Below are 24336 nucleotides of genomic sequence, written 5' to 3'. Positions count from 1 at the left end.
GGAGGTCGCACGGTGACACCGGAGCGGGTGCTGCAGTTGCTGGACGCACTGAAGCCGCTGGACGTCTGGGTGGACGGCGGCTGGGGTGTGGATGCGCTGGTGGGCCGGCAGACGCGGCCCCACGGGGATCTGGACCTAGGTGTGGCCAGACCGCAGCTGGATGAGGTGGTGCAGGTCCTGGAAGGGCTGGGGTACGCCGTGACAGATGCCCGGTTCGTGCAGGTCACCGTGCAGCTGACCCATACGACTGAGGGGCATCGCGTGGACCTGCACCCGAGTACACCGATCGACGGCGGGACCGAGCAGTTCGACTTCGACGGCAACACCCACCTCATACCGCCTGCCGTCGAAGGGCGGATCGGCGGACGGCCGGTGCGCTGCATGCCGCTCAGTGCGCAGCTCCGGTCGCACCAGGGCTACCAGCTGAGACCGGTGGACCTGCACGATATGGAGTTGCTCGAAGAGCTGAGGTCGGGCTGACTTAGGGCATGGACGAGGTCGTCGCGGGCAATCGGATGGTGTGGGAGCGGGCTTCACAGAAGCACGTTCACGAGTACGACGAGTTGCTGGCGGAGGCTCGCGGGGACGAGCAACTGTTCGCGCGGGAGCGGGAGCTGCTGGCACCGGTCCTGGCGCAACGGCCGGTGGTGGTGCATTTCCAGAGTGGGCACGGGCTGGACGACGTGGCGTTGGTGAAGGCGGGCGCCGACCGTGTCGTGAGTGTCGACTACAGCTCCGTGGCGGCCGGCGCTGCGCAGCGCCGGGCCGACGACCTGGGCGTGAGCTGCAGGTACGTCGTGGCCGAGGTCCCCGGCGTACCGCTGAAGGACGCGTCGGCCGATCTCGTGTACACCGGCAAGGGCGCGCTGATCTGGATGCGGGACATCGATGCCTGGGCGCAGGACGCTGCCCGGGTGGTACGACCGGGTGGACACCTCTTCGTGTACGAGGCGCACCCGGCCGTACCGCTGTGGACCTGGGACCAGGACGAGCCGCGGATCCGACCTGACCGGAGCTACTTCGCCAAGTCGCACATCAACGACACGTTCCCCGGCAACGGCGCCCAGGAGTGGCAGTGGACGCTCGGCCAGATCGTCACCGCGATCACGAAAGCCGGTCTACGGCTCCAGGTCCTCGAGGAGTACGCCGAGCCGTTCTGGCGCCCGCAGGACGACACGAGCGCCGCGGCGTGGTCCGGCCAACTACCCAACTCCTACGCGCTGCTGGCGCAACGGCCGCTATAGCCGGGGACCCAACTCGGTAATGGCTCGAAGCCGACCCGGCAGTCACGTCGGCGATACTACCGTACGTGTCCTTGCCCGATCGGCTCGTCCAGGCCGGGGTCGAAATCCTCGAGGAGGACGGCCTCTCCGACCTCACGCTGCGCGCGATCGCGCGCCGGACGGGCGTCTCGCACGGGGCGCCGCGCCGCTACTTCCCGACCCACAACTCGCTGCTCGCCGCCATCGCCGCGACCGGCCTGCAGGATCTCGCCGCCCGCCTGGAGCCCGACGGCGACGGACCGCCCGAGGAGCAGCTGGTCGCGGCCGCGACGAAGTACCTGGAATTCGCCGCCGAGCGGCCCGGGATGTTCGACCTGATCTTCCGCCACGACCTGCTGGCCGGGGCCGGCGGCAATCTGCGCGCGACCTCGCTGCCGCTGTTCCGGACGTTCGTCGACCTGGTCGCCCGGCTGCACCCGGCCGACGCCGAGCTCCGCGCCATCGCGCTGTGGACGAACCTGCACGGCCTGGCCACGCTGCGCGCGACCAACGCGCTGGAGCTCCTCGGCACGACCGATCTCGGGCCGATGGTCCGGTACGTCGTCCACAGCCACCTGCACTGATTCGCTCACGGACCGTCGCCGAATGTATGCGAAAGGAAATCGTCGCGCGGATCGGCGAAAAAACCTCACGATTGTTGTAACGAGGGCCACACTGCGCCGATAAACGGGTGAGTGACCCAGCGGGGGGACCGAGTGGGAAACTCCGGTGTTTCTTCGGGACCACCGCATGTGGAGGGGGCCTCGCAGGTGCTCACCCGGGGCGGGGTGAGCACCTGTTCGAGGATTCAGCCCTTGATGCCCACGTTCGCCATTCCTTCGACGAACCGCTTCTGGGCGAAGACGAACAGCACGATCATCGGCAGCGTCGCGAGCGCCGTCCCGGCCATCAGGTACGGCCACTGGATCTCCGCCGGGTTCTGGGAGAAGATCGCCAGCCCGAGCTGCAGCGGTCGCAGGTCGTCCGACGTGGTGATCATCAACGGCCAGAGGAACCCGTTCCAGGCGGCCTCGATCTGGAACACCGCGATCGTGATCAGGGCCGGCTTGATCAGCGGCGTCATGATCCGCCAGAAGATGCCGAACTCACCCAGCCCGTCCACCCGGGCGGCCTGCGCCAGCTGGTCCGGCAGCGAGACGTAGAACTGCCGCGCCAGGAACGTGAACAACGGCGCCGCGCCGAGCGGGATGATCAGGCCCCACCACGAGTTCAGCCAGCCGATCCCGCCCTGGCCGAGGATGTTGTTGCCGCCGAACAGCGGGATCGACTTCACGATCAGGAACAGCGGCACCAGGATGATCTGGAACGGCACCAGCAGCAGCACGATGAAGTAGTTCAGCAACGTCTTGCCGCCGCGGATCGGCAGTTTCGCCAGCGCGTACCCGGCCGTCGTACAGACCGCCAGCGTGAACGCGGTCTCGCCGACCGCGATGAACAGGCTGTTGCGGAAGTACCGCAGGAACGGCGCGGTCTGCATCGCCTCGACGAAGTTCCGCCAGCGCAGTTCCCCCGGCAGCCAGCCGAACTTCGCGATCTCCAGGTTGCTCTTGAACGCGGTCAGCAGCATCCACACGAACGGCGTGATCATCAGCAGCGCGCCGACCAGCAGGACGACGTACAGCAGGATCCGGCCGGGCCGGAACGCCGACGGCTTCGCCGAACCCACCGCCGGCAACGAAACGCTAGTCATTGGCATCCGCCTTCTGGAGCAGGCGCCCGACGCCGATGAAGAGCGCGATCACGATCATCATGATCACGGTCTCGGCGGACGCGTAGCCGAGTTTCAGGTCCTGGAACGCGTTCTGGTAGATGTCCATCACCAGCACCCGGGTCTCCGATCCGGGGCCGCCCTGCGTCATCACGTACACCAGGTCGAACACCTGGAAGGTCCCGACGATCGACGTGATCAGGACGAAGAACTGGACCGGGCCGATGGCCGGCCAGGTGACGTTGACGAACCGCTGCCAGCGGCCCGCGCCGTCCAGCTCGGCCGACTCGACCAGGTCGCGGGACACGCCCTGGAGCGCGGCCAGGTAGATGATGATCTTGGTCCCGAGGCCCTGCCAGATGCCGACCACCATCAGCGACGGCAGCGCCGTGGCCGGGTCCGCCAGCCACCGGTTCGGCGCGAAGCCGAACAGACTGAGGAAGCCGTTCGCCAGGCCCGAGCCCGGGTTGTAGATCCACAGCCAGATCGTGGCCACCGCGACGGTCGCGGTCACGGTCGGGATGTAGAACGCCGTCCGGAAGAAGCCGAGGCCGCGGATCTTCTGGTTCAGCCCGATCGCGACCGCCAGCGAGATCGCCATCGAGATCGGGATCACCACGATCGCGTACAGCACCGTGTGCCACAGGGAGGCCAGGAAGTCGACGTCGCGAAACAGGTCGGCGTAGTTGCCGAAACCGACCCAGGCCCAGGTGTCACCGAAGCTGTAGTCGGTGAGGCTGAGCACCAGTACCGCGATCACCGGGATCACGATGAAGACGCCGGAGTGCAGCAACGCGGGCGCGAGCAGGGCCCAGCCCGCGCGGGCCTGGCTGCGGAGCAGTGTGCGACCGTCCTTGGACGGGCTCACCTTGCGTGGAGTGGCAAGTGTGGGACGTTCAAGAGTTGTACTCATCGGGACTGTCCTGCCAGGTTGTGCAGCACCTTGGCGGGGTCCTTCTGTCCGAGGACCGCCTGGGTGAGCTGGATGTCGAAGTTGCCGCGCATCTCGAGCCAGTTGGACGGCACTTCGTTCTCGTTGACCGCATAGACCAGGCCGTCCGCGACGAACTGGCTGAGCGGGTTGGACTTCGCCTGCGGCGAGTTGCTCGCGTCCTTGTAGGCCGGGACCTTCTTGTTCAGCTTGGCCAGCGCGTCCAGCGTGGCCGGCTTGGTCAGCGACTGGATGAACGACCAGGCCGCGTCCTTGTGCCGGCTGCGGGACCCGATCGAGGCCAGGTCACCGCCGACGTACTCGATCTCCTTGCCGCTGTTGAAGCGGAAGAACTTCAGGTCGTCACAGTTCTTCTGGCCGATGCCCTCGGCGGAACAGTCCACGCCGCCGTTGACGATGCCCATCGCGGCCTCACCAGTCAGCACCAGGGGTTGCTGCGCCGCGTTGGTCTGGCCGTACGGCTGCACGTTGTTGATCATCGACTTGATCCACAGCAGCGTGTCGAGCCCTTTTTGGTTGTCGAAGTTCGGCTCGCCGCCGACGTACAGCGGCGTACCGGTCGAGGCCAGGAACGTCGTGAACGACTGCCGGAAACCGGTCGCGGACGCGAGGTCGAACCCGCTGCGGGTGATGTTGCCGTCCTTGTCCCGCTTGGTCAGCTTCTCGGCGGCGACCTTGATCTCGTCCAGCGACGCCGGCGGCTTGTCCGGGTCCAGGCCCGCCTCGCGGAACGCGCTCTTGCGCAGCGCGACGGCGCGGGCGTCGGCGATCAGCGGGTAGGCGTACAGCTTCTTGTCGTAGGTCACCGCCGGGATCAGCGCCGGGGTGCTCTTCTCCCTGATGTAGTCAGGCGTCACGCCGTACTTGCCGAGGTCTTCGAAGATGTTCTTCGACGCGAACGGCTGCACCCAGCCGACGCCGGTCACCATCACGTCGTACGGGATGCCGGCCGCGATCGCGGTCGACATCTTCTCGTTGAGGTTCTTGTACGTCGCGAAGTCCGGCTCGACCTTCATCTTCGGATAGGCCTTGTGGAAGTCGTCGACGACCTTCTGGAACTCCGCCTTGCCCTTCGCACTGGGCGGGAAGGACGGGAGCAGCACCCGCAGCGTCCCGGTCGCCTCGGCCGGTGGCACGCCGTCCGTGCTCTTGTCGATCACCCCGCTGCCACAACTGCTGACCACGACGCTGAGCGCAGCGGCCAGCAGGGTCAGTCCCACTCCATGTCTCACAGGGGAACTCCTTCGCTGACTTTGTTCAGCCGGGGCCTACGACCCCTAAGTGCAGCGAAAGTATGGGAAAGGGCTTTCCTCGTCAATACCCAAGCGCTCGAATGATCACATTCGATCAGGATCGGAACACGGACAGGTTCTGTTCCGCCTCAGCGGTGCCGCAGGAGGTGCGGATGTTGAGGGTGGGCAGGAGGCTCAGGTGCTGGATGGGGGTGCTCGGGGACTCGAGTTTGCGGAGCAGGAGGTCGCAGGCGGTTTCGCCGAGGGCTCGGCGGGGTGGGGAGATGGCGGTGAGGGGGACCACGGCCAGGGACGCGGTGACGTCGTTGTAGGCGATCACCGCCAGGTCCTCGGGGACGCGCAGGCCGAGTTCCATCGCACGTTCGACCAGGCGGGCGCCGTGTTCGTCGGAGTGCACCAGGACGGCGCGGCTGCCGAACGACTCGCATTCGGCGAGGAACGCGTCCAGCTGCGCGATCGCGCCGGGGTCGTCGCCGCGCATCGGCAGGTCGACCGGTGACAGGAACACGTCGACGCCGAGCGCCTGCGCGGCCGACTCGATCCCGCGGCGCAGCCAGTACGCCGTGACCGTGGCCTGCAGGTTGATGGCGATCCGGCGGTGGCCGAGCGCCAGGAAGTGCCGCAGCGCCAGCATCGCGCCGTACGCGTGGTCGGTGCGGACATGGTCGTACTCGCGGGCCGCGTGCGGGAACCCGAACGCGCGCTCCATCAGCACCACCGGTACGTCGATGTCGTCGAGCCGGCTGTCCAGCCGGGCGGCGTCGCCGTCGCCGAGCGCGGTGCTGATCAGCAGCCCGGCGACGCCGATCCCGAGCACCTTGTCGAGCCGTTCACGCTCGGTGGTCACGTCGTACCCGGAGACGCCGAGCACCAGCCGCGCGCCGTACCGGTCGGCGATCGCCTCGGCGCCGCGGATCACCTCGGAGTAGTACGACGTCGCGCTGGGGACGATGATCCCGATCGTCAGGCGGCTGCCGTGCCCGCCCTGCTCCGCAGTCCCGACGCCGATCGCGCCGCCGTGCACCCGGCGGAGCAGTCCGGCCGAGTCCAGTTCGGCCAGGTCCCGGCGTACTGTGATCGCGGAGACGCCCAGCTCGGCGACCAGGTCCGCCACCCGGAGCCGGCCGTGCCGGCGCAGGCTCCGCAGGATCAGCTCGTGGCGCTCCTGTGCAAGCATGTGATCCCCTGGTCTGTCCGTGATTGTTCGTGATCATACGATCAGGACCCGCCCGTACGGAACGAGGAGGCGATCGGTGGAGAAGGCCGGCCGGACGAGCACCGTGTTGGGAAAGCTGGCGGTCGTCGGCGACCTGTTGATGCTGCAGCTCGTGTTTGTCGTGATCAGCCTGGGCATCCTCACGCTCTTCCCGGCCGCGTTCGCGATGCAGCGGGTGGTGCCGGACGCGATCAGCCAGGAGAAGCCGAAGCTGCTGCGGCGGTTCTTCCACGAGTTCGGCTGGGCGATGAAGCGGTTCTGGCTGCCCGCGTTCGGGCTGTGGGTCGGCGGCGTGATGCTGGCGTTCGGGATCTCGTTCTGGGCGTACGCCGACGGCCCGGTGCGGATCTTCGCGCTCGCGGTGCTGATTCCGCTGACCGGCATGATCCTCGGGCTCTATCTGAGCGGCCTGGCGATCCTGCCGGAGGCGCCGGAGACCGCCACCTTCAAGTCGCTGTTCCGGTCCGCCAACTTGTTCCTGTTGCGTCGGCCGCTGCCGGTGGCCGGTGGGGTCGTCGTGCTGCTCACCTGGTTCGCGCTGGCGTCGCAGCTGCCCACACTGCTCGTTGTCGGGTCCGGACTGGTGCCGGCGCTCACGGCGTACGCGCTGTCCCGGCCGCGGCGCGAAAAAAACTTCTGAAGACGTGTCAATCTGAGTCCTCCTGGTTCGACGTAGAGGTGTAAGGCCACTACGACGGACTGCAAGGAGAACCGGAATGTACGCGACGACCGACACCCTGGCGACGACGCCGGCCGCGCAGGGCGGCCGCTCGCGCTGGCTGGCTCTGTACACCCTGTGCGCGGGCATGTTGATGATCGTGCTCGACGTGACCGTGGTGAACGTGGCCCTGCCGGCCATCCAGGACGACCTCGGCTTCACCAGCTCATCCCTCGCCTGGGTGGTGAACGCGTACCTGATCGCGTTCGGCGGCCTCCTGCTGCTGGCCGGGCGGCTGGGCGACCTCCTCGGCCGGCGGAACGTCTTCACCGCCGGACTGATCGTTTTCACCGCCGCCTCCGTGCTGTGCGGTCTGGCCGGGTCCCAGGAGGTGCTGGTCATCGCCCGGTTCATCCAGGGCGTCGGCGGCGCGCTGACCTCCGCGGTCATCCTGGGCATGATCGTCACGCTGTTCCCCGAGCCGCGTGAGCAGGCCAAGGCGATCGGCATGTACGCGTTCGTCGCGTCGGCCGGCGGGTCGATCGGCCTGCTGGCGGGCGGCGTCCTGACGCAGGCGATCAGCTGGCACTGGATCTTCTTCGTGAACCTGCCGATCGGCGTGCTGACCGTCGTCCTGGCCGTGAAGCTGATCGAGAAGGACAAGGGCCTGGGCATCGGCAAGGGCACCGACGTACCGGGTGCGGTGCTGATCACCGCGGCGCTGATGGTCGGCGTGTTCACGATCGTGAAGCCGGCTGCCGAGCTGGGCTGGACCGCTCAGCGGACGCTGGTGCTGGCCGCGGTCACGCTGGTGCTGCTGGCCGGGTTCATCGTCCGCGAGGCGACTGCCGCGAACCCGCTGGTACCGCTGCGGATCTTCCGCTCCCGCACGCTGACCGGTGCGAACCTGGTGCAGGCGCTGTCCGCGTCCGGCATGTTCGGCATCTTCTTCCTCGGCTCGCTGTACCTGCAGCGGGTGCTCGGGTACGACGCGCTGGAGATCGGTCTGGCCTTCCTGCCGACCACCGTGGTGATGGGGCTGCTGTCGGTGAAGTACTCGGAGAAGCTGGTGATGCGGTTCGGGCCGCGGCGCCCGCTGGTCGCCGGACTGTCGCTGATCGTGGTCGGGCTGGCGCTGTTCACGCAGGCACCGGTCGGCGGCAACTACTTCGTCCACGTCCTGCCGGTGCTGGCGCTGCTGGGTCTGGGCGGCGGTATCTGCTTCCCGGCGCTGATGGGTCTGTCGATGTCCGACGTGAAGCCCGAGGACGCCGGCCTGGCCTCCGGTCTGATCGGCACCATGGGCGAGGTGGGCGCGGCCCTGGGCCTGGCCGTCCTGGCCACGCTGTCCGCCACCCGCACCGCGGCGGTCGCCGACACCAAGCCCGCACTGGACGCCCTGACCGACGGCTACCACCTCTCCTTCGCCGTCGCCGCCGCCATCGTCGCCACCGCGGTCGCCATCGCCATCACGGTGATGCGCCCCGCAAAGCAGCAGACTGAGGACGAGGACGACGTACTCCTCGAAGCAGCCTGACCCTTACTACCCGAGCTCCCCGCGCCCATCGGGCCGCGGGGAGTTCGCTGCGCGCCGGCGGCGCCCGATCTGGCTGACGACCACGGAAACCAGCGCCAGCCCGACAGCCGCCGGCAGACTGGTCCGCCGGGGCAGGAAGTGGGCCAGGAGCGCGAAACCGCCACAGGTCACCAGCAGGGCCACGTACACCGAGGCCAGCACGGGGTGGGCCTCCATGCGGGCGGTCAACCGAGTGAACCCCTGCGAGCTGATGCCTGCAGGCACCAGCATGCCGACCAAGAACGCCGCCAGCAGGATGTCTTCCAGACGGCGCGTGCTCACCGCCTGAACGGTCACTGCCACGAGTATCAGTGCGTTGATGACCCGGGCTGCTGCCCGCGGCGGTTCGAGACTGCGCTCGACGTACTTGCTGAACTGCCCCATGTGCTCCCTCCCCGACGGGATGATCGCACGGGTTGTCCACAGGTGGGGGTGGGACGGGTTTCGGGGTGGGGGGTGGGATGGGGAAGGATATGGGATCTGACCGGGGCAGAATGCTCGGTGGTTGTCGGGCGTAGAGGGGAACGGACAGTGGTGGTGCAGTCGATCGAGCAGCGGATCGCCGAGGAGCTGGAGGTCGGTGAGAACCAGGTGCGGGCAGCGGTGGCGCTGCTGGACGAGGGGTCGACGGTCCCGTTCATCGCGCGGTACCGCAAAGAGGTCACCGGGATGCTGGACGATGCCCAGCTGCGCACCCTCGAGGAGCGCCTGCGGTATCTGCGGGAGCTCGAGGAACGCCGGCAGACGGTGCTCGAGTCGATCGAGAGCCAGGGCAAGCTGGACGACGCGCTGAAGGCCGCGATCCTGGCGGCCGACACCAAGTCCCGGCTGGAGGACATCTACCTCCCGTTCAAGCCGAAGCGCCGGACCAAGGCGATGATCGCCCGGGAGAACGGCCTCGAGCCGCTCGCCGACGGGCTGATGGCCGACCCGGACGTCGAGCCGATCGCCGCGGCCGCGGTCTTCGTGAACGCCGAGGTCCCGGACCCGCAGGCGGCGCTCGACGGCGCCCGGGCGATCCTGGTCGAGCGGTTCGCCGAGGACGCCGACCTGATCGGTGCGCTGCGCGAGCGGCTCTGGGAGCAGGGCCGGCTGGCGTCCGCGGTCCGGGAGGGCAAGGAGACCGACGGCGCGAAGTTCTCGGACTACTTCGACTTCGACGAGCCGTTCACGAAGATGCCGTCGCACCGGATCCTCGCGCTGTTCCGCGGCGAGAAGGAGGATGTGCTGACGGTCTCCGTCGAGCCGCTGCCCGCGGGCGTCGAGGTCGAGGGCCCGACGGAGTACGAGACCACGATCGCCCGCAAAGTCGGCATCGAGAACCAGGGCCGTCCGGCCGACAAGTGGCTGGTCGAGACGGTCCGCTGGGCCTGGCGGACGAAGATCCTCGTGCACCTCGGCATCGACCTGCGGATGCGGCTGCGGCAGGTCGCCGAGGAGGAGGCGATCCGGGTGTTCGCGGCCAACCTGCGCGACCTGCTGCTGGCCGCCCCGGCCGGCACCCGCGCCACGATGGGCCTCGACCCGGGCTTCCGGACCGGCGTGAAGGTCGCCGTCGTGGACGCGACCGGCAAGGTCGTCAACACCGGCGTCATCTACCCGCACGTCCCGCAGAACCAGTGGGACAAGTCGATCGCCACGCTGGCCGCGCTCGCGGCCGCGCACGACGTCGAGCTGATTGCCATCGGCAACGGTACGGCGTCGCGCGAGACCGACAAGCTGGCGGCCGAGCTGATCGCCAAGCACCCGGAGCTCAAGCTCACCAAGGCGGTCGTGTCGGAGGCCGGCGCGTCGGTGTACTCGGCGTCCGCGTTCGCCTCCCAGGAGCTGCCCGGGATGGACGTCTCGCTGCGCGGCGCGGTCTCGATCGCACGCCGCCTGCAGGACCCGCTGGCCGAGCTGGTGAAGATCGACCCGAAGTCGATCGGCGTCGGCCAGTACCAGCACGACCTCCCGGAGAACTCGCTGTCCCGCTCGCTCGACGCGGTCGTCGAGGACTGTGTGAACGCTGTCGGCGTCGACCTGAACACGGCGTCCGCGCCGCTGCTCACGCGGGTCTCCGGGATCACGCCCGGCCTGGCGGACAACATCGTCCAGCACCGCGACGTCAACGGGCCGTTCACGTCCCGGACGGCGCTGAAGGACGTGGCGCGGCTGGGGCCGAAGGCGTTCGAGCAGGCGGCCGGGTTCCTCCGGATCCCCGACGGCGACGACCCGCTCGACGCATCCAGCGTGCACCCGGAGTCGTACCCCGTCGTCCGCCGGATCCTGGACGCGACCGGCTCCGACGTGAAGGCCCTGATCGGGTCCGCGGAGCTGAAGCGGCTGAAGGCGGCGGACTTCGTCGACGACATGTTCGGTCTGCCGACGGTGACCGACATCCTGGCCGAGCTGGAGAAGCCGGGCCGGGACCCGCGGCCGGCGTTCAAGACCGCCGTGTTCGCCGAGGGCGTGGACAAGATCGCGGACCTGAAGCCGGGGATGCGGCTGGAGGGCCAGGTCACGAACGTGGCCGCGTTCGGCGCGTTCATCGACATCGGTGTGCACCAGGACGGGCTGGCACACGTGTCGGCGCTGTCGAAGAACTTCGTCAAGGATCCGCGCGAGGTGGTCAAGCCGGGCGACATCGTCACGGTGAAGGTGCTCGAGGTGGACATCCCGCGGCAGCGGATCTCGCTGACGCTGCGCCTGGACGACGAGGTCGGCTCCGGCGGCCAGGGCAACCGCGGTCAGGGCCGTGGGCAGAGCGGCGGGCAGGGCGGCGGCCAAGGTGGTCAGGGCGGTCGCGGTCAGGGCGGCGCGCAGGGCCGCGGGCAAGGCGGCCAGGGCCGTGGTTCAGGTGGTCGCGGACCGGGCGGCCAGGGTCGTGGACCCGGCGGTCAGAGCGGCCGCGGCGGCTCGGGCGGTCAGCCCGGCCGGGGATCCGGCGGTCGCGCCACCCCGACCGAGACCTCCATGGACGAGACCTCCCTGGCCGATGCCTTCCGCAAGGCAGGCTTCACCGTCCGCTGACCCGCCGCGCTTCGTCGAGTCGTGGGTTTTGGCTGTAGGAAAGAGCGAAAGTCCACGACTCGACATCTTGGGTGGCAGCCAAAACCCACGACTCGGCTCGAACGCGAAGCCGACGCGGTCCGTCACCTTTCGACCTCGTAGCCGGCGGCCTCCACCGCGGCCCGGATCGCCGCGGGTTCGACGGGCCGGTCGGTCGCCAGCGCAACCGTCCCGGTCGACAGGTCGATCTCTACCGATTCGACGCCAGGCAGCTCCTCGAGCGCCTCCGTCACGAACCCGACGCAATGGCTGCAGGTCATCCCGAGCACCTTGAATGTCGTCATGCCGCGGTCACGTCCCTCGTGGCCTGCGTCGTCCGGCGCATCCGCCCGTCCGGGGCGAGCTCACCGAACAGGTACACCTCGGTCGCGATCGTCCGCCCGCGCCGCAGCTCCGCGTGGATCGTGAACCGCGCAGCCACCCGGTCGCCGGTGCGGATCGCCTCGTGCACGTCGTACGAGCAGGAGACGAGGTTCTTCCGCACCGGTCGCAGGTGGTCGATCAGCCGCTGCCGGTCGAGCGTCACGCCGTCGGCGATCTGTTCGATATCGGGCGTGTAGTACCGGTCCACGATCGCCGCCGCGTCACCGCCCGCGATCACCTCACGGGTGAACGACCCGAAGAAGTCCGCGACGAACTCTCGCGCGCTTAAATCTGACATACCGTCAAAGATAAGCATGTCCGCTAACCTTGACAAGGTGTCAGAGAACAAGCCGGTACGACGCCGCCGCGCCGACGCGGACCGCAGTCGTGCGGCGATCCTCACCGCGGCCGTCGCCCTCCTGGACGAGCACCCCGACGCAAGCCTCGAACGCATCGCCGAGGCAGCCGACGTCACCCGGCAGACCGTGTACGCACACTTCTCGTCGCGCGGCGTACTACTGGATGCCGTACTCGACCAACTCACCACAGAGACGCTGACGGCGATCGACGCGCTCGACCTCGACGAAGGACCGGCACTGACCACTGTGCTCCGTCTGATCGACCTGGCCTGGCGAGCTTTCGAGCAGCACCCGCTCCTGCTGCACGTGCCGCAGACGGTCACCGACGACGGCCGCCATGACCCGGTTACCGAGCGCCTCGAGCGCCTCATCCGCCGCGGTCAGCGCGCGGGTGAAATCACCCGCGACCTTCCCGCGCCCTGGCTGGTCACTGCGCTGACAGCACTCGGCCACGCAGCCGGCGCGTCAGCAGCCGCGGGCCGCCTTACCACGACAACCGCCCACAGAACCCTCCGCACCACCCTCACCCGCCTCCTCCAACCCACCTAACCCCTCTCAACCAGATTGGGCGGGGGGAAGGGTCAGCGCAGGTCAGCGAGGTGACCGCCGGGGTCGCCGAGGTGGACGGCGGTGGCTCTGGGGGCGTAGCCGAGGCGGCGGTAGACGCGGTCTGCACCGTCGTCGCCTGGAGTCAGCCAGGCCAGCGTCGCGCCGCCCAGTTCGTGCGCCTTCAGCGTCGCGTACGCCGTGGCGATCCCGCCGAGGCCGCGCCGTCGGTGGGCGTGGATCGTGCCGACGCCGGCAACCTCGGTCACGCCGTCGGCCACTGCGGTCCACGACGCGGTCGCGGCCGGTACGCCGTCGACAGCCACGAGGACTGCGCCGCCGTCGGCCGGGTCGGGCTTGAGCGCGAAGCCGGCGCCGTCCATCTCGTACGCCTCAGCCGCCACCGCGTTCGCCACCTTCTGGTCCGCGTCGGACGAGACGACCTGCACCGTGACGCCGGCCGGCAACTCAGGTACGAGCAGGTCGTCGGGTTCGGCGACAAGCAGCGGGAGACGCGACACCAGCGTCATTCCGTTCGCCGCGAGCGCCTCGGCCAGGCCGGGGCTCGCCTCGTCGACGAGTTCGGCGCTCAGCCAGCGGTCCTCGGCGGCGAAGGCCTGCCGGATGACAGCCAGCGCGGGCGGGACCTCCTCAGGTGCGAAGGGCTGCCCGGGTTCGGCGGCGACCATTGTCGACAGGTACCACTCGTCCTGGTCGTGCAGCATCCCTACCAACGGCCCTGCGATGATCTGCCGCCGCGACCTCGCCAGCCCGTCCACCTGTGCCCGCGCGATCCGCGCCCCGATCTCCATGTCGCGGACCCTACGACGATCTCCTGGGGCTACGCGAGCCGGTTACGCGAGCAGCAGCAGGTCGAGCAGGCGGTTGAGGTCGGCGGCCGTCGGAGGACAACCCAGGAGCAGGGCGAGCGCGTCGAGAGTCGCGACCAGCTCGCGGCGAGTCGCTGCGCGAGATCTCCCGTTCGCGATGGCGGTGACGACCGCCTCGGCCCGGTCGGACGCGGCCAGCAGCTCGGCGGCCCCCGAGGGCGCAGGCGACGGTTCCTCGTCGTCGATGCGCACCTCGAGCCGCGCGCCGAGGGCGGTCGCGAGGCGGTCCAGGGCGGCCAGGGTCGGGTTGCCGCGGCCGTTCTCGAGGTTCGCGATGTACGGCACGGACAGACCGGCGTCGACGGCCACCGACGCGATGGTCCGCCCGGCCGCCTTCCGACGGTCGCGCAGGACGTCGCCAAGCTCCATGCGCCCTATCTTCACAGAACACTCTTGCCGATGTCTATCCCGACAAGATAGATTCCGGCGGCGTGAGGGACTTCCGGCGCCTCTGGCTCAGCGGCGCGATCTCCGGCATCGGGTCGTGGCTGCTGGTCGTCGCGATCCCCTTCCACGTGTTCGCGCTGACCGGATCCGCGGTCGCGACCGGTCTGACCTTGGCGTTGGAGGCCCTCCCGGCGCTCCTGATCGGCCCGTGGGCCGGCGTCCTGCTGGACCGCTGGAACCTGGCGCGGGCGATGTGGATCGCCGACCTGGTCAGCGCGGCGGCGGTCGGGCTCATCCTGACCGCCGATCACGGCCGCAGCTGGCCGATCTACCTCGCGATCCTGCTCGAGAACACCGCGACGACGGTGTTCCGGCCGGCGGCCCGCGCGCTGCTCCCGGCGGTCGTCGGCACCGGCAAGGAGCTGGCCACCGCGAACGCGGTCAACGCCGCCACCGGCAGCGCGATCCGGCTGGCCGCGCCGCCCCTCGGCGCACTGCTGCTGGCCGGACCCGGTATCGAGTTCGCACTCGCCGTCGACATCGCCAGCTATTTGTTGTCTGCGGCAATCATCGCGACGGTCCGCACCCGCCGGCACAGCACTGCCGGCGAACCGCCACGGCCGCTCGAAGGATTCCGGGCGACGATCGAGCACCAGGCACTGCGCGGCATCCTGATCGGCCAGACGACGTTCCTCACCGCCAACGCCGGCCTGACCGCGCTTCTCGTACCGTTCACCGTCGGCCGCCTGCACGCCCCCGGGTACGTCGTCGGCTACCTGATCTCCGGCCTCGGCGCCGGGTACCTCCTCGGCGCCGCGCTGAGCACGAAAGCCGCCCGTCTGCTGGGAACCCGAGAGCTCCTCGCCCTGACACAACTCGCCACCGCCGCAGCGTTCTTCGCGCTCTTCAACGCCCCGAACGTCCCGATCGCGATCGTCGCCGCGGCCTTCATCGGCCTGCCCGGCAGCATCCTGCTCATCACGGCGCAGACGACGATCCAGCGCGCCGCTCCACCGGAGGTCCTCGCGAGCGTCAGCGCGATCTTCTTCGCCACCGACTCACTCGCACTGCTGATCGGAGCGTTGGCAGCACCCACGGTAACTCTCGTCCTCGGGCTGCCGCCGACCCTGAACGTCATCGCCGCCCTCGCGGTCGGCGCCGCAGCTGTCACGCTGGCCGTCGTACCGCGCCATCCGGCGCACCTGCTACCGGTACGTAAGCAGTCGCGCGCAAAGGGTTAGCAGGACGTCATAGATTTCTATCGCCGTCGAATAAAGGGCGGACGCCGAATCGTTATCTGCAAATACCTGCAGCCATTCTTGACATGCTTTCCGGCCGCCTCGACGATGCCGCGCAGACGGCGCTGACCTGCAGGTTCGTAGGGTTTCCCTACTCTGCGTTAGGCCTCTGTAAAGGTCCCTACGGAAGTGTTCCGAAGGTCGGTGCCGGTGAGGTTTCTTTATCTCAACGCCGGACAAAGCCGTCCGGGGTGAGACCGAGACTGCCGAAGGAACCGCGATGACCGAGACGCTCGAGACCCCCGCAACGCACCGTCGGGTGCGGGTTTGGTTCGGCGCGAACCCGATCGCGGACCACACCGCCACGGCGGAGCAGGCAGCGCAGTACGAGGAAGCCATGCGCCGGCGCTTCGCGTCCCTCCGGGTGACGAGCGAGCCGGTGCTGGTGGACACTCAAGCGGTGCCTGGGCGATGACCACCCGGCCGACGCTGCTCGGGTACGTACGGGCCGACGCGCTGAGCTGCGCGGAGGAACTGGCCGCCGCGACCGATTCCCTGGTCGCCTTCGCCAGCGCCGAGGGGTTCACCCTCGGCACCGTCTACACCGAGCGCGATGCGGCCGAGTCGGCGGCGTTCCACGCACTGCTCAACGAGGTGAAGCGGTCCGACGTGCACGCCGTCGTCGTACCGACCATGAACCACCTCGGGTTCGGCAGCCCCGGCGGCACTCCGGCGGCAATGCGGCAACACCTCGAGTTCCACCAGGCGCAGGTCTGGGCGGCCGACTCGAGATAACTCCACACAGGCAAGCGGAGCTGACGTCTTGACCCCTGCATCGGCGTCGGTTCCGCTCTCCACCTCCACAGCTGCACCGGGGATGCCCGGGCGGTAGTGGACCACCAAGGCCCCACCGGCTGCTACCGGTGGGGCCTTGCCGATGCCGGGGGTGGTTCAGGCGACGATCGTGTACCCGTACCGCTTCATCACGCCGGCCACGGCGGAGTTGAAGATCCCGGTGACGTCGAGCTTGAAGTGCAGCTGCACCTTGCGGATCACCCGCTGGAAATGCAGGTGCCACGGCACGCCGGCCGGCGGCACCGTCTCTGCCTTCGTGATCGCGCCGACCCGGGGATGCGCCGCCCAGGCGATCACCCGGGCCCGGTCCGCGCCCCACACGCCGGTCATCGCGTCGTGTGTCCGGGCGTACTCCATCGCGGCCAGCGAGATCGTCGAGTCGGGTACCGGCTCCTTCGGCGGGTGCGCCTTCAGGTACAGCTCCCAGGTCATCCCGTAGTACCCGGGCGGCCCGTCGTCCTTCCCGCGGTTCGCCAGCCCGTTGAGCTTGCGGTGGTACTCCGCGACCTGGACGGCCGCTCCCCGGGACAGGTCCTTGTCGCCGACCGCGATCGCGTGCACGTGGTACGGCCAGTTGCCCTGCGCCGGCGTCCGCAGCCAGGCGGCGAATCCGACCTGCCGCAATGCCTTCACCACCGCGACCCGCTGCGCGGTGCTCTTCGTCCGGACGTCGACGTCGACCGCGCCGCCGCCGTCGTGGGTACCGGCCGAGGCCTCCACACCGCCGGCGTTGTAGGAGCCCTGCAGGATCGCGAACTTCGAGTCGTACAGCTGCTCCGCGGCCTCGACCATCGCCACGGTCCGCCGGTTCACCGTGACACCGCGCCAGGAGATTCTTGCCTCAGGCACCTTTCTCACCCACCGCACCGAGGATCACGTCCGCGTCCTCGGCCGCGCCGAGCGCCTCCAACTCGTCCAGCACGTCGTCGGTCAACTCGTCGTCGAACAGTTCCGGCATCGCCGTTCCTTCCCCCTGGCTGTCCGCACACCGACCCCGGGTGCGCGGAAAATCGCGGCCAGCCTAAGCGGCTGTCAGGTCAGCTACTACCGGTGAAGGTTTGAGGAACGTCAAGTTTTCCGTCCGATACGCGTGCCGGAGTGTGTGCCGGGCGGCGATCTGGGGTACCTCTAGGTGGTCCCGCGGTTCGGTCAGTGCCATTCGGGCATGGGTGGTGTTCACCGAGCCGCGAGTTCTCCCACTGAGGGGCGGGAGAACGACCGGCCGGCGGGTGTGTCTCTCCCAGGACGCACCCGCCAGGCACGTCACAGCGCGGACGCGACGAACAGGTACCTGTTCAGGCTGAAGAAGTAGCTCTCGCCGAGACCGCGCAGATCGTCCGCCCACGCTCGCGCCTCGTCCTGCGTCGGCGTGAAACCGGTCTTCACCAGTACGTCGGCCAGCGTCCGCGGCAGATAGGGATCGGGCCACATCATGGACCTCCGTCTCGCCGCTGGGGAGGTCATCTGGAAATCGAGGGGCATGCCCCGGGTTGCCCCGCTACGGTTCCGGGATGATCGAGCTCCCCCGGACGTTCCTCGACATGCCACGCTGGTGGACCGAAGGACAGGCCTGGCTGGAGTCGCTTCCGCACGCCGTCGACGAGCAGTGCCGCCGCTGGAACCTCGCCGTCACGGGCCCGATCGCCCATGGCGGGAACGCGATCGCCGTACCGGTCGTCCGCGACGGCGCGGAGCTCGTACTGCGGATGTCACCGCCTGGTGACGAGGTGACGCAGCAGGCCTGGGCGCTGCGGTGGTGGGACGGCCGCGGCATGGTCCGGTTGTGGGACGACGACGCCGAGGCCGGGGCGATGCTGCTCGAGCAGCTGTCGACACCGCTGACGACGCGGCCGATCGACGAGGTGATCGCCGTGCTCGGGCAGTTGATGCGCAGACTCGCCGTCCCCGGGCCGGAGGACGCGCTGTCGACCGCGGACATCGTGACGACCCGATCGGCCGAGCTGGAGCCGCAGTGGGAGCGGCTCGGGCGCCCGTTCGACGCCGCGATCCTGCGCGAGGCACTCGACGTCGCCCCGACCGAGACCACGTCCACCGCCGCTGTCAACGGCGACTTCCACTCCGGCCAGGTCCTCGCGGGACACCGGGAGGCGTGGCTTACCGTGGACCCCGTGCTCTACCGCGGCGACATCGAGTTCGACCTCGGCCGCGTGCTGTGGTGGGACCTGGACAGGATGACCGAGATCGTCCCGTACTTCGACATCGCTGTTCGTGAGGCGGGACTGCACCGGGATCGCGCCCGCGACTGGGTGTTCTGGCGGGCCGTCGACTATTGGCTGTGGGGACTGCAAGCCGGTCTCACCGAGGACCCGGTCCGCTGCGCGCGGCTGGTCACTGCGCTTTCCAGATGAAGCGGCTGCGCATCATCCGCGGAACGTCGCCGGCGTTCGGCGCGATCGAGTGCAGGATCCACGGATGGGTCAGGTACACGTCGCCGGCCTGACCGGTGAGCTCGACGACGCGGGCCGGCAGCCCTTCGATCTCGGTGGGCTCGAGGGGGTCGACCGTGCGCTGCTCGGAGGTCAGGTTGCGCAGCCACGGATCGGAGCGCAGCACCTGGTCGCGGACCGCCTTGAACTCGCGCTCGTCCGTCGTGGTCAGGAACCGCTCGATGATCCGGTGCGAGCCCGCGACCTGCGGAGTCCCGCCGCCGCCCGGCTCCAGATCCCCGAGCAGGGCCCAGATCTTGACTGCCTCCGTCGGCGTCTCGAACCCGACGTCGGTGTGCCACTGCCGATGCGGCACCGACCACGCCACGCCTTCCGGCATGGTGACCAGCACCTGGCCGGCGTGCTTCGGCTGGATCCACTCGCCGAGCAGCCCGTCGAGCGCCGAGCGCACCCTTGGACCGAGCACCGCGAGGGCCGCGCGGCTGGACTTGGTGGTCTTCAGGCCGGTCGGCCGCAACGGCGTCCAGGTGGCACGGTCGTCACGATCCATCCCGTGCCGCGCGGACAACTCGCTCCACAGCACGTCCCGCATGGCGGCGGCCTCGTCGGAAGTGAAGGCGGACGGGATCTTCACGATCCCGTCGCGCTCGAAAACGTCGTGCTCCTCAGCGGTGAGCATCCGTCCATGCTGCGCCGACCGCCGCGGACGTTCCACCCAATTAACAATCGCCCACCGGCAGCTTGCCCTCCACGCGCCGGCCGAGAGTCGGATGTGCCCGAAAGGTCAGTGCTCCGGGGCGAAGTCGTGGAAGCCGATCAGCTTCTGGATCTTCCCGTCGGCGTCGAGCACGACGATGTCGGTGCCGCCCGCGACCGGCTCCTGCCCGTCGGCCTGCAGGTGCCAGGTCCAGCGCAGGTAACCGTGGTGCTCGTCGATGCCGCCGATCCGGACGAACGACAGCCCCGGGAACATCTGCTGCGCGGCGCCGACCAGCTTGTTCAGCTCGTCGGGGCCGGTGGTCTCGAAGCTCGGGTCCTGGAAGGTCGCGTCCGCGGTCCAGTTGGCCGCGATCAGCTCGGCCCGGCGGTCGGCGTCGGCCGCGTTCCACATCGCGAAGTACTGGTCGGCGAGAGCGGTTGCGTTCATGGTGTTTCCTCCTCGGTTCGTGGTGATGACCAGAACTTTGCCGCCGCGCCCGGCGTACCGTCGATGACGTCGGAGGTAATGGAGCTGTCTACGCGAACCGCTACGGTCGGGGTATGGCAGCCACGATCGAGGAGACGTTCCAGCGCCCGGTGGGCGAGCTGCTGCGCGGTTGGCGGGAGCGCCGGCGGCTCAGCCAGCTCGAGCTCGCGAACCGGGTCGAGGTGTCCACGCGGCATGTGAGCTTCGTCGAGACCGGGCGGTCGCGGCCGAGTCGCGAGATGGTGCTGCGGCTGGCCGAGCAACTCGACGTACCGCTGCGGGACCGCAACCAGCTGCTGCTGGCCGGCGGGTTCGCGCCCGTGTACAGCGAGGCGTCGCTGCACTCGCCGTCGATGCTCGCGATCCGGACGACGCTGCGCCGCCTGCTCGAGGCGCACGCGCCGTACCCGGCGCTGGTCGTCGACCGCTGGTGGAACATCGTCGAGGCGAACGCCGGGATCGCGATCTTCACCGCGGACGTCGACGAGAAGTTGCTCCAGGCACCGATCAACGCGCTCCGGCTGACCCTGCACCCGGACGGCCTGGCGCGGCGGATCGCCAACCTCGCCGAGGTCCGCGCGGCCGCACTGGCGAGCCTGCAACGCCAGGTGGCCGGCACCGCGGACCCCGAGCTCCAGGACCTGTACGACGAGCTGCGCGGGTACGCCGTCCACGACAAGCCGGCGCCGCCCGCGCCGGCCGAGGTCGTCGTACCTTTCCAGCTCACGCACGACGGGCACGAGCTGTCGCTGCTCACCACCATCGCGACGTTCGGCACGCCGCTCGACGTCACGGTGTCGGAGCTGATGATCGAGTCGTTCTATCCCGCGGACCCGAAGACGGCCGACTATCTGAGGACGCTGTCATGAAGCCTGCCCGCGACCTCGCCGACACGATCGAGCTGCACCTGCAGTACCTCGACCGCTATCGCGGCATCATCGAGACGAAGCTGACCGGGATGAGCGATTCCGACCTGCGCAGCAGTCGCCTGCCGTCGGGATGGACGCCGCTCGAGCTGCTGAAACACCTGATCTTCATGGAGCGGCGCTGGCTGCGCTGGGGATTCGTCGCCGATCCGGTCGACCACCCGTGGGGTGATTCCGCGGACGATCCGGACGGCCCGTGGACACTCGGGCCCGACGACACGCTTCCAGGACTGCTGGCCGAACTGCACGCGGGCGGCGAGTTCACCCGGAGCGTGGTGGCCGGCGTCGATCCGGCAACGGTCGCGTCGGCCGGCGGCCGTTTCGGGACCGACGACCGGCCGACGCTGAACTGGATCCTCTTCCACGTACTGCAGGAGTACGCCCGGCACGCGGGCCACCTGGACGTGGCCCGCGAGCTGAGCGATGGCGCCACCGGCGAGTAGCTGCGTGACCCACTCGCCGGTGGCTTGGTCCCTACCGGTTTGAGGAGGGGTGACCGGTGGGGAACGTCGTCGGGAAGCTCGGCGTGGGGATGCTGGGCTTCGTCGTCGGGAACGTCGGCATCGTGGTCGGTACCGAAGGCTTGTTCGGCAGCGTCGGCTGGGCGGTCTGCTGCGTGCCCGGGTCGACCGTCACCTTCACGCCGCCGGAGACCGTGACCGTCGGCAGGGACGGAGCGGTCGGCTTGCCGGTCGGCTTGCCCGGCACGTTCGGCAGCGTCGGCTTCGGCGCCGTCGGCTTCTCGGTCGGTACGCCGTCGACGCAGTCCGGCAGCGTCGGCTTCGGGACCGGCTTGGCGGACGGAACCGCGGTGGGCAGGCTCGGCTTGGCCGTCGGCAGGGTCGGCTTGCCCGGCAGCGTCGGCTTGGCCGTCGGCACGGTCGGCAGCGTCGGCAGGGTCGGCTTCGACGGCAGGCTCGGCTTCGTCGTCGGAAGTGACGGCTTGGCGGTCGGCAGGGTCGGCTTGGCGGTCGGGAGCGACGGCTTCGTGGTCGGGATGCTCGGCTTACCCGTCGGCCAGCTCGGCGTCGTACTCGGCAGGCTCGGCTTGCCCGGAAGGCTCGGCTTCACGGGCAGCGTCGGCTTCGCAGTCGGCACGGCCGGCAGGCTCGGCTTGGCCGGCAGCGTCGGCTTCTGCGGCTTGTTCGGGTCGATGGTCTTGTTCACCGAGACCACGACCTTCGGCAGCTGCGGCTTCTGCGGCAGGCAGGTCGGGTCCACCGACGGCACCTTCGGGGTCTCGGTCGGAACCACCGCCGGCACCGGCGGCTTGCCGCCTCCGGCCAGCAGGTTCTTGACCGGCGCCGGGCCGCCGACCGCGGCGGACACCGTCGCGACGGTCCCGGCCAGTGCAGTCACACCGGCGGCAGCCAGCCCCCGGCGTAGCCAGGCCAGCCGCTTGCCGCGCCGCATCAGGTCGGCGGTGTCCGGCTGCCACGGCTCCATTTCGTACGTGAGCGCGTCGTGTACCCGCTGCTCGTCACTCATCAGTTTCCTCCAACTCCGCTGTCGATCAGGTCGGGTGCCAGACGCAACTTGGCCAGGGCCCGGGAGGCCGTGCTCTTCACGGTCCCGGCCGCCATGCCGAGCAGCTCGGCGGTCTCGGCCTCGGAGAGATCCTGCGAGTAACGCAGCGCGACCACGGCTCTCTCCCGGACGGTCAGACCGTCGAGGGCCGAGAGCACGGCCTCTCTGGTCTGAACCGCCCCGGCGAAGTCCGCCACCGCTCGCTGGTCCCAATCGTTCTGCACCGGATCACTGGGTACTTCGTTGTTCCAGTGCCGGCGGGCCTGGGAGAGGAATCGGTTGACCAGCACGCGCCGGACGTACCGCAACGGGTCGCCGGTCAGCTTGTGCCACTTCGGGTAGGACCGCATCAACGCTTGCTGCACCAGGTCCTCGGCGGTGTGCCGATCGCCGCACAACATCTCCGCGAAGCGGAGCAAGGGTGTCGACTGCGCCACGACGAAGCGCTCGAAGTCGGCGTCCGCGGTCCGGGTCATCGATTCTCCTCAGCCTCTGTCACAACGATCCAGACCCGCTGGGTGACCGAACAGGTTCTGTTCCGTCACGAGAAATTTATTCACGGGCTATGCAGAAGAGGTGTTTGTGAGTCACATTGGGTGCACAAGCCTTCACCGCCCCGGAGGTTCCGCCCATGCGTATCACCCGCTCCACCGCGCTCACCGCCTGTCTGGCGCTGACCGCCGCGATCTTTACCGCGACCTTGCCCAGCACCGCCGCCACCCCGGATCCGGTCGCGATCGCGGCCCAGCCGCTGGCCGGATCCAGCAACGTGAAGGTCGAGGGCAGCCGGATCATCCTCGGCGACGCCCCGGCCGCGATCGGCTCGACCGAGATCAGGCAACGCTCCGGCCTGGCCGAGCTCGCCCCGGTCCGGTTCGGCGCCCCCACGTCCGCCGTGGTCATCGGCTACACCTCCGGTACGCCGGACGGTTCGTCGGCCGAGGTCGACGTGCGGTCGTGGGCCGGCAACAGGTGGTCGGAGTGGACCGCCGCCAAGGCCGGTACGCCGACCGCGCTGCCGGCGGCGAGCGGCCAGGTCCAGGTCCGCATCATCGTCAGCGCCCCCTCGACCGGCGCCGCGCCGTGGGTCGGCGACGTGACCGTGCAACCCACGGACACGACCGCTGCGCCGCGGATGACGATCCAGGCAGCACCGCTCAAGTCGCACGTCTTCGCCACCCGCGAAGGCCTGGTCGGCGGTACGACGGCCAACGGTCACGTGATCGTGAGCCGGGACCACTTCGTCGCCCTGCCGTCACGACGCGGGCTGTCCAGCGCCGGATCCGGCACGTACTCGGTGAAGGTCTGCACCGCCACCCGCTGCGCCTTCGAGCCGGTGTGGGACGTCGGCCCGTGGAACACCAAGGACGACTACTGGAACCCGAGCGCGACCCGTGAGATGTGGAAGGACCTGCCGCAGGGCAAGCCCGAGGCGCAGGCGGCGTACCAGAACGGCTACAACGGCGGGAAGGATCAGTTCGGCCGGACCGTCGCCAACCCGGCGGGAATCGACCTCGCTGACGGCGTGTTCTGGGACGCACTCAAGCTGGCCGACAACTCGTGGGTCGACGTCACCTATCTGTGGACCGGCGACGGTGGCCGCGGCACCGTGTCGATCTCGTCCGGCTACCTGAATGTGCGCAACGCCCCGAACTCCTCCGGCGCGGTCGTCGGGATGGCGGGCAAGTCGGCGCAGGTCACCGTCGAGTGCCAGACGACCGGTGAGAGCGTCACCGGCTCGCAGGGCACGAGCAACGTGTGGCTTCGGGTCAACGCCGGCATGTACGTGGCGAAGGCGTGGGTCTCGGCCGGCACCTTCGGCGCCTGCTGAACCTCCACCACTCACCAACTGACATAAACGTCACGGCCGCACGTCTGGGAGAAGGTCACCGACATCTCGAAGTACGACGGTGAGGTGTACCCGACCGTCGGCAGCGGACCGTACGTCGCGGTG

At 69.2% G+C, this 24336-nt stretch carries 29 protein-coding genes; 14 read left to right on the top strand and 15 right to left on the bottom strand.

Translation table 11 applies throughout. From position 1 onward, the window contains the following. The first annotated feature begins 12 nt into the window (after nucleotides 1–12). From ACWEOO_RS27560 to ACWEOO_RS27550, 3 genes are all read left to right on the top strand, one after another. Nucleotides 13–480 (top strand): nucleotidyltransferase domain-containing protein, encoded by a 468-nt coding sequence (locus tag ACWEOO_RS27560; protein ID WP_452145494.1) that lies wholly within the window; start codon nucleotides 13–15, stop codon nucleotides 478–480. 8 nt (nucleotides 481–488) lie between these two features. Beyond that, nucleotides 489–1244: a class I SAM-dependent methyltransferase gene (locus ACWEOO_RS27555; protein ID WP_452145493.1), complete on the top strand. Its 756-nt coding sequence runs from the start codon at nucleotides 489–491 to the stop codon at nucleotides 1242–1244. A 65-nt stretch (nucleotides 1245–1309) separates the two neighbouring features. Further along, on the top strand, nucleotides 1310–1846 hold the full coding sequence (locus ACWEOO_RS27550; RefSeq protein WP_452145492.1) for a TetR/AcrR family transcriptional regulator: 537 nt from the start codon (nucleotides 1310–1312) through the stop codon (nucleotides 1844–1846). A 224-nt stretch (nucleotides 1847–2070) separates the two neighbouring features. Here ACWEOO_RS27550 and ACWEOO_RS27545 read toward each other — a convergent pair whose 3' ends face one another. From ACWEOO_RS27545 to ACWEOO_RS27530, 4 genes are all read right to left on the bottom strand, one after another. After that, nucleotides 2071–2973 (bottom strand): carbohydrate ABC transporter permease, encoded by a 903-nt coding sequence (locus ACWEOO_RS27545; protein ID WP_359939906.1) that lies wholly within the window; start codon nucleotides 2971–2973, stop codon nucleotides 2071–2073. Further along, nucleotides 2966–3904, bottom strand: coding sequence for a carbohydrate ABC transporter permease (locus ACWEOO_RS27540; RefSeq protein WP_363707392.1), 939 nt, complete (start codon nucleotides 3902–3904; stop codon nucleotides 2966–2968). Before ACWEOO_RS27540 ends, ACWEOO_RS27545 begins: the two co-directional genes overlap by 8 nt. Continuing rightward, entirely contained in the window at nucleotides 3901–5175 is a 1275-nt protein-coding gene (locus ACWEOO_RS27535; RefSeq protein WP_452145491.1) for an extracellular solute-binding protein, read from the bottom strand. The genes ACWEOO_RS27540 and ACWEOO_RS27535 overlap by 4 nt, the downstream gene beginning before the upstream one ends. A 115-nt stretch (nucleotides 5176–5290) precedes the next feature. Beyond that, nucleotides 5291–6373: a substrate-binding domain-containing protein gene (locus ACWEOO_RS27530; RefSeq protein WP_452145490.1), complete on the bottom strand. Its 1083-nt coding sequence runs from the start codon at nucleotides 6371–6373 to the stop codon at nucleotides 5291–5293. Nucleotides 6374–6449: 76 nt separating this feature from the next. Between ACWEOO_RS27530 and ACWEOO_RS27525 the strand changes: the two genes are divergently transcribed. After that, nucleotides 6450–7052 (top strand): DUF624 domain-containing protein, encoded by a 603-nt coding sequence (locus tag ACWEOO_RS27525; RefSeq protein WP_452145489.1) that lies wholly within the window; start codon nucleotides 6450–6452, stop codon nucleotides 7050–7052. Between the two features lie 76 nt (nucleotides 7053–7128). Beyond that, nucleotides 7129–8607, top strand: a complete 1479-nt coding sequence (locus ACWEOO_RS27520; protein ID WP_452145488.1) for a DHA2 family efflux MFS transporter permease subunit — start codon at nucleotides 7129–7131, stop codon at nucleotides 8605–8607. Between the two features lie 6 nt (nucleotides 8608–8613). Here the strand turns inward: ACWEOO_RS27520 and ACWEOO_RS27515 are convergent, their stop codons facing one another. Next, nucleotides 8614–9030: a hypothetical protein gene (locus ACWEOO_RS27515; protein ID WP_452145487.1), complete on the bottom strand. Its 417-nt coding sequence runs from the start codon at nucleotides 9028–9030 to the stop codon at nucleotides 8614–8616. A 153-nt stretch (nucleotides 9031–9183) separates the two neighbouring features. Between ACWEOO_RS27515 and ACWEOO_RS27510 the strand changes: the two genes are divergently transcribed. Further along, nucleotides 9184–11658 carry a Tex family protein gene (locus ACWEOO_RS27510; RefSeq protein ID WP_452145486.1) on the top strand — a complete coding sequence of 825 codons (2475 nt, stop codon included), beginning with the start codon at nucleotides 9184–9186 and terminating at the stop codon, nucleotides 11656–11658. 122 nt (nucleotides 11659–11780) lie between these two features. On the opposite strand, the gene ACWEOO_RS27505 is transcribed toward ACWEOO_RS27510, so the two are convergent. Both ACWEOO_RS27505 and ACWEOO_RS27500 read right to left on the bottom strand, forming a co-directional pair. Then, nucleotides 11781–11981, bottom strand: coding sequence for a heavy-metal-associated domain-containing protein (locus tag ACWEOO_RS27505; protein ID WP_452145485.1), 201 nt, complete (start codon nucleotides 11979–11981; stop codon nucleotides 11781–11783). Further along, complete coding sequence (locus ACWEOO_RS27500) at nucleotides 11978–12358, bottom strand: nuclear transport factor 2 family protein (RefSeq protein ID WP_452145484.1); 381 nt, start codon at nucleotides 12356–12358, stop codon at nucleotides 11978–11980. Before ACWEOO_RS27500 ends, ACWEOO_RS27505 begins: the two co-directional genes overlap by 4 nt. Nucleotides 12359–12395: 37 nt before the next feature. On the opposite strand from ACWEOO_RS27500, the gene ACWEOO_RS27495 reads away from it, so the two are divergent. Then, complete coding sequence (locus ACWEOO_RS27495; RefSeq protein WP_452145483.1) at nucleotides 12396–12968, top strand: TetR/AcrR family transcriptional regulator; 573 nt, start codon at nucleotides 12396–12398, stop codon at nucleotides 12966–12968. 32 nt (nucleotides 12969–13000) lie between these two features. Here ACWEOO_RS27495 and ACWEOO_RS27490 read toward each other — a convergent pair whose 3' ends face one another. Both ACWEOO_RS27490 and ACWEOO_RS27485 read right to left on the bottom strand, forming a co-directional pair. Further along, nucleotides 13001–13777: a GNAT family N-acetyltransferase gene (locus ACWEOO_RS27490; protein WP_452145482.1), complete on the bottom strand. Its 777-nt coding sequence runs from the start codon at nucleotides 13775–13777 to the stop codon at nucleotides 13001–13003. Between the two features lie 42 nt (nucleotides 13778–13819). Beyond that, nucleotides 13820–14224: a helix-turn-helix domain-containing protein gene (locus ACWEOO_RS27485; RefSeq protein ID WP_452145481.1), complete on the bottom strand. Its 405-nt coding sequence runs from the start codon at nucleotides 14222–14224 to the stop codon at nucleotides 13820–13822. A gap of 62 nt (nucleotides 14225–14286) precedes the next feature. On the opposite strand from ACWEOO_RS27485, the gene ACWEOO_RS27480 reads away from it, so the two are divergent. The 3 genes from ACWEOO_RS27480 to ACWEOO_RS27470 all read left to right on the top strand — a co-directional run bounded on the left by ACWEOO_RS27480 (nucleotide 14287) and on the right by ACWEOO_RS27470 (nucleotide 16275). Further along, nucleotides 14287–15483 carry an MFS transporter gene (locus ACWEOO_RS27480; protein ID WP_452145480.1) on the top strand — a complete coding sequence of 399 codons (1197 nt, stop codon included), beginning with the start codon at nucleotides 14287–14289 and terminating at the stop codon, nucleotides 15481–15483. 277 nt (nucleotides 15484–15760) lie between these two features. Beyond that, nucleotides 15761–15955 carry a hypothetical protein gene (locus ACWEOO_RS27475; RefSeq protein WP_355692923.1) on the top strand — a complete coding sequence of 65 codons (195 nt, stop codon included), beginning with the start codon at nucleotides 15761–15763 and terminating at the stop codon, nucleotides 15953–15955. Beyond that, nucleotides 15952–16275, top strand: coding sequence for a hypothetical protein (locus ACWEOO_RS27470; protein WP_452145479.1), 324 nt, complete (start codon nucleotides 15952–15954; stop codon nucleotides 16273–16275). The genes ACWEOO_RS27475 and ACWEOO_RS27470 overlap by 4 nt, the downstream gene beginning before the upstream one ends. 156 nt (nucleotides 16276–16431) lie before the next feature. On the opposite strand, the gene ACWEOO_RS27465 is transcribed toward ACWEOO_RS27470, so the two are convergent. Together ACWEOO_RS27465 and ACWEOO_RS27460 are read right to left on the bottom strand one after the other, a co-directional pair. Continuing rightward, the gene (locus ACWEOO_RS27465) at nucleotides 16432–17184 is read right to left on the bottom strand and encodes a hypothetical protein (protein WP_452145478.1); all 753 of its coding nucleotides are present in this window, start codon (nucleotides 17182–17184) and stop codon (nucleotides 16432–16434) included. A gap of 414 nt (nucleotides 17185–17598) precedes the next feature. Further along, nucleotides 17599–17769, bottom strand: a complete 171-nt coding sequence (locus ACWEOO_RS27460) for a hypothetical protein (RefSeq protein WP_452145477.1) — start codon at nucleotides 17767–17769, stop codon at nucleotides 17599–17601. Between the two features lie 77 nt (nucleotides 17770–17846). Here ACWEOO_RS27460 and ACWEOO_RS27455 point away from each other — a divergent pair, with 77 nt between their 5' ends. Then, nucleotides 17847–18704 carry an aminoglycoside phosphotransferase family protein gene (locus ACWEOO_RS27455; RefSeq protein WP_452145476.1) on the top strand — a complete coding sequence of 286 codons (858 nt, stop codon included), beginning with the start codon at nucleotides 17847–17849 and terminating at the stop codon, nucleotides 18702–18704. Here ACWEOO_RS27455 and ACWEOO_RS27450 read toward each other — a convergent pair. Together ACWEOO_RS27450 and ACWEOO_RS27445 are read right to left on the bottom strand one after the other, a co-directional pair. Continuing rightward, entirely contained in the window at nucleotides 18685–19422 is a 738-nt protein-coding gene (locus ACWEOO_RS27450; RefSeq protein ID WP_452145475.1) for a phytanoyl-CoA dioxygenase family protein, read from the bottom strand. The genes ACWEOO_RS27455 and ACWEOO_RS27450 overlap by 20 nt on opposite strands. Before the next feature lie 105 nt (nucleotides 19423–19527). Next, the gene (locus ACWEOO_RS27445) at nucleotides 19528–19890 is read right to left on the bottom strand and encodes a nuclear transport factor 2 family protein (RefSeq protein ID WP_452145474.1); all 363 of its coding nucleotides are present in this window, start codon (nucleotides 19888–19890) and stop codon (nucleotides 19528–19530) included. A 113-nt stretch (nucleotides 19891–20003) separates the two neighbouring features. On the opposite strand from ACWEOO_RS27445, the gene ACWEOO_RS27440 reads away from it, so the two are divergent. Beyond that, on the top strand, nucleotides 20004–20798 hold the full coding sequence (locus ACWEOO_RS27440) for a helix-turn-helix domain-containing protein (protein WP_452145473.1): 795 nt from the start codon (nucleotides 20004–20006) through the stop codon (nucleotides 20796–20798). Beyond that, complete coding sequence (locus tag ACWEOO_RS27435) at nucleotides 20795–21298, top strand: DinB family protein (RefSeq protein WP_452145472.1); 504 nt, start codon at nucleotides 20795–20797, stop codon at nucleotides 21296–21298. Before ACWEOO_RS27440 ends, ACWEOO_RS27435 begins: the two co-directional genes overlap by 4 nt. Before the next feature lie 31 nt (nucleotides 21299–21329). On the opposite strand, the gene ACWEOO_RS27430 is transcribed toward ACWEOO_RS27435, so the two are convergent. After that, a complete protein-coding gene (locus ACWEOO_RS27430; protein ID WP_452145471.1) occupies nucleotides 21330–22343 on the bottom strand; it encodes a hypothetical protein in 1014 nt (337 codons plus the stop codon). Then, nucleotides 22343–22858, bottom strand: a complete 516-nt coding sequence (locus ACWEOO_RS27425) for a SigE family RNA polymerase sigma factor (protein WP_355475199.1) — start codon at nucleotides 22856–22858, stop codon at nucleotides 22343–22345. Before ACWEOO_RS27425 ends, ACWEOO_RS27430 begins: the two co-directional genes overlap by 1 nt. A 155-nt stretch (nucleotides 22859–23013) precedes the next feature. Between ACWEOO_RS27425 and ACWEOO_RS27420 the strand changes: the two genes are divergently transcribed. Further along, entirely contained in the window at nucleotides 23014–24213 is a 1200-nt protein-coding gene (locus ACWEOO_RS27420) for a hypothetical protein (protein WP_452145470.1), read from the top strand. The last annotated feature ends 123 nt before the right edge of the window (nucleotides 24214–24336 follow it).

The organism is Kribbella sp. NPDC004138 (assembly GCF_053603655.1).
Note: the sequence above shows the minus strand (reverse complement) of the source record. Positions and strands in the feature narration are given on the sequence as shown.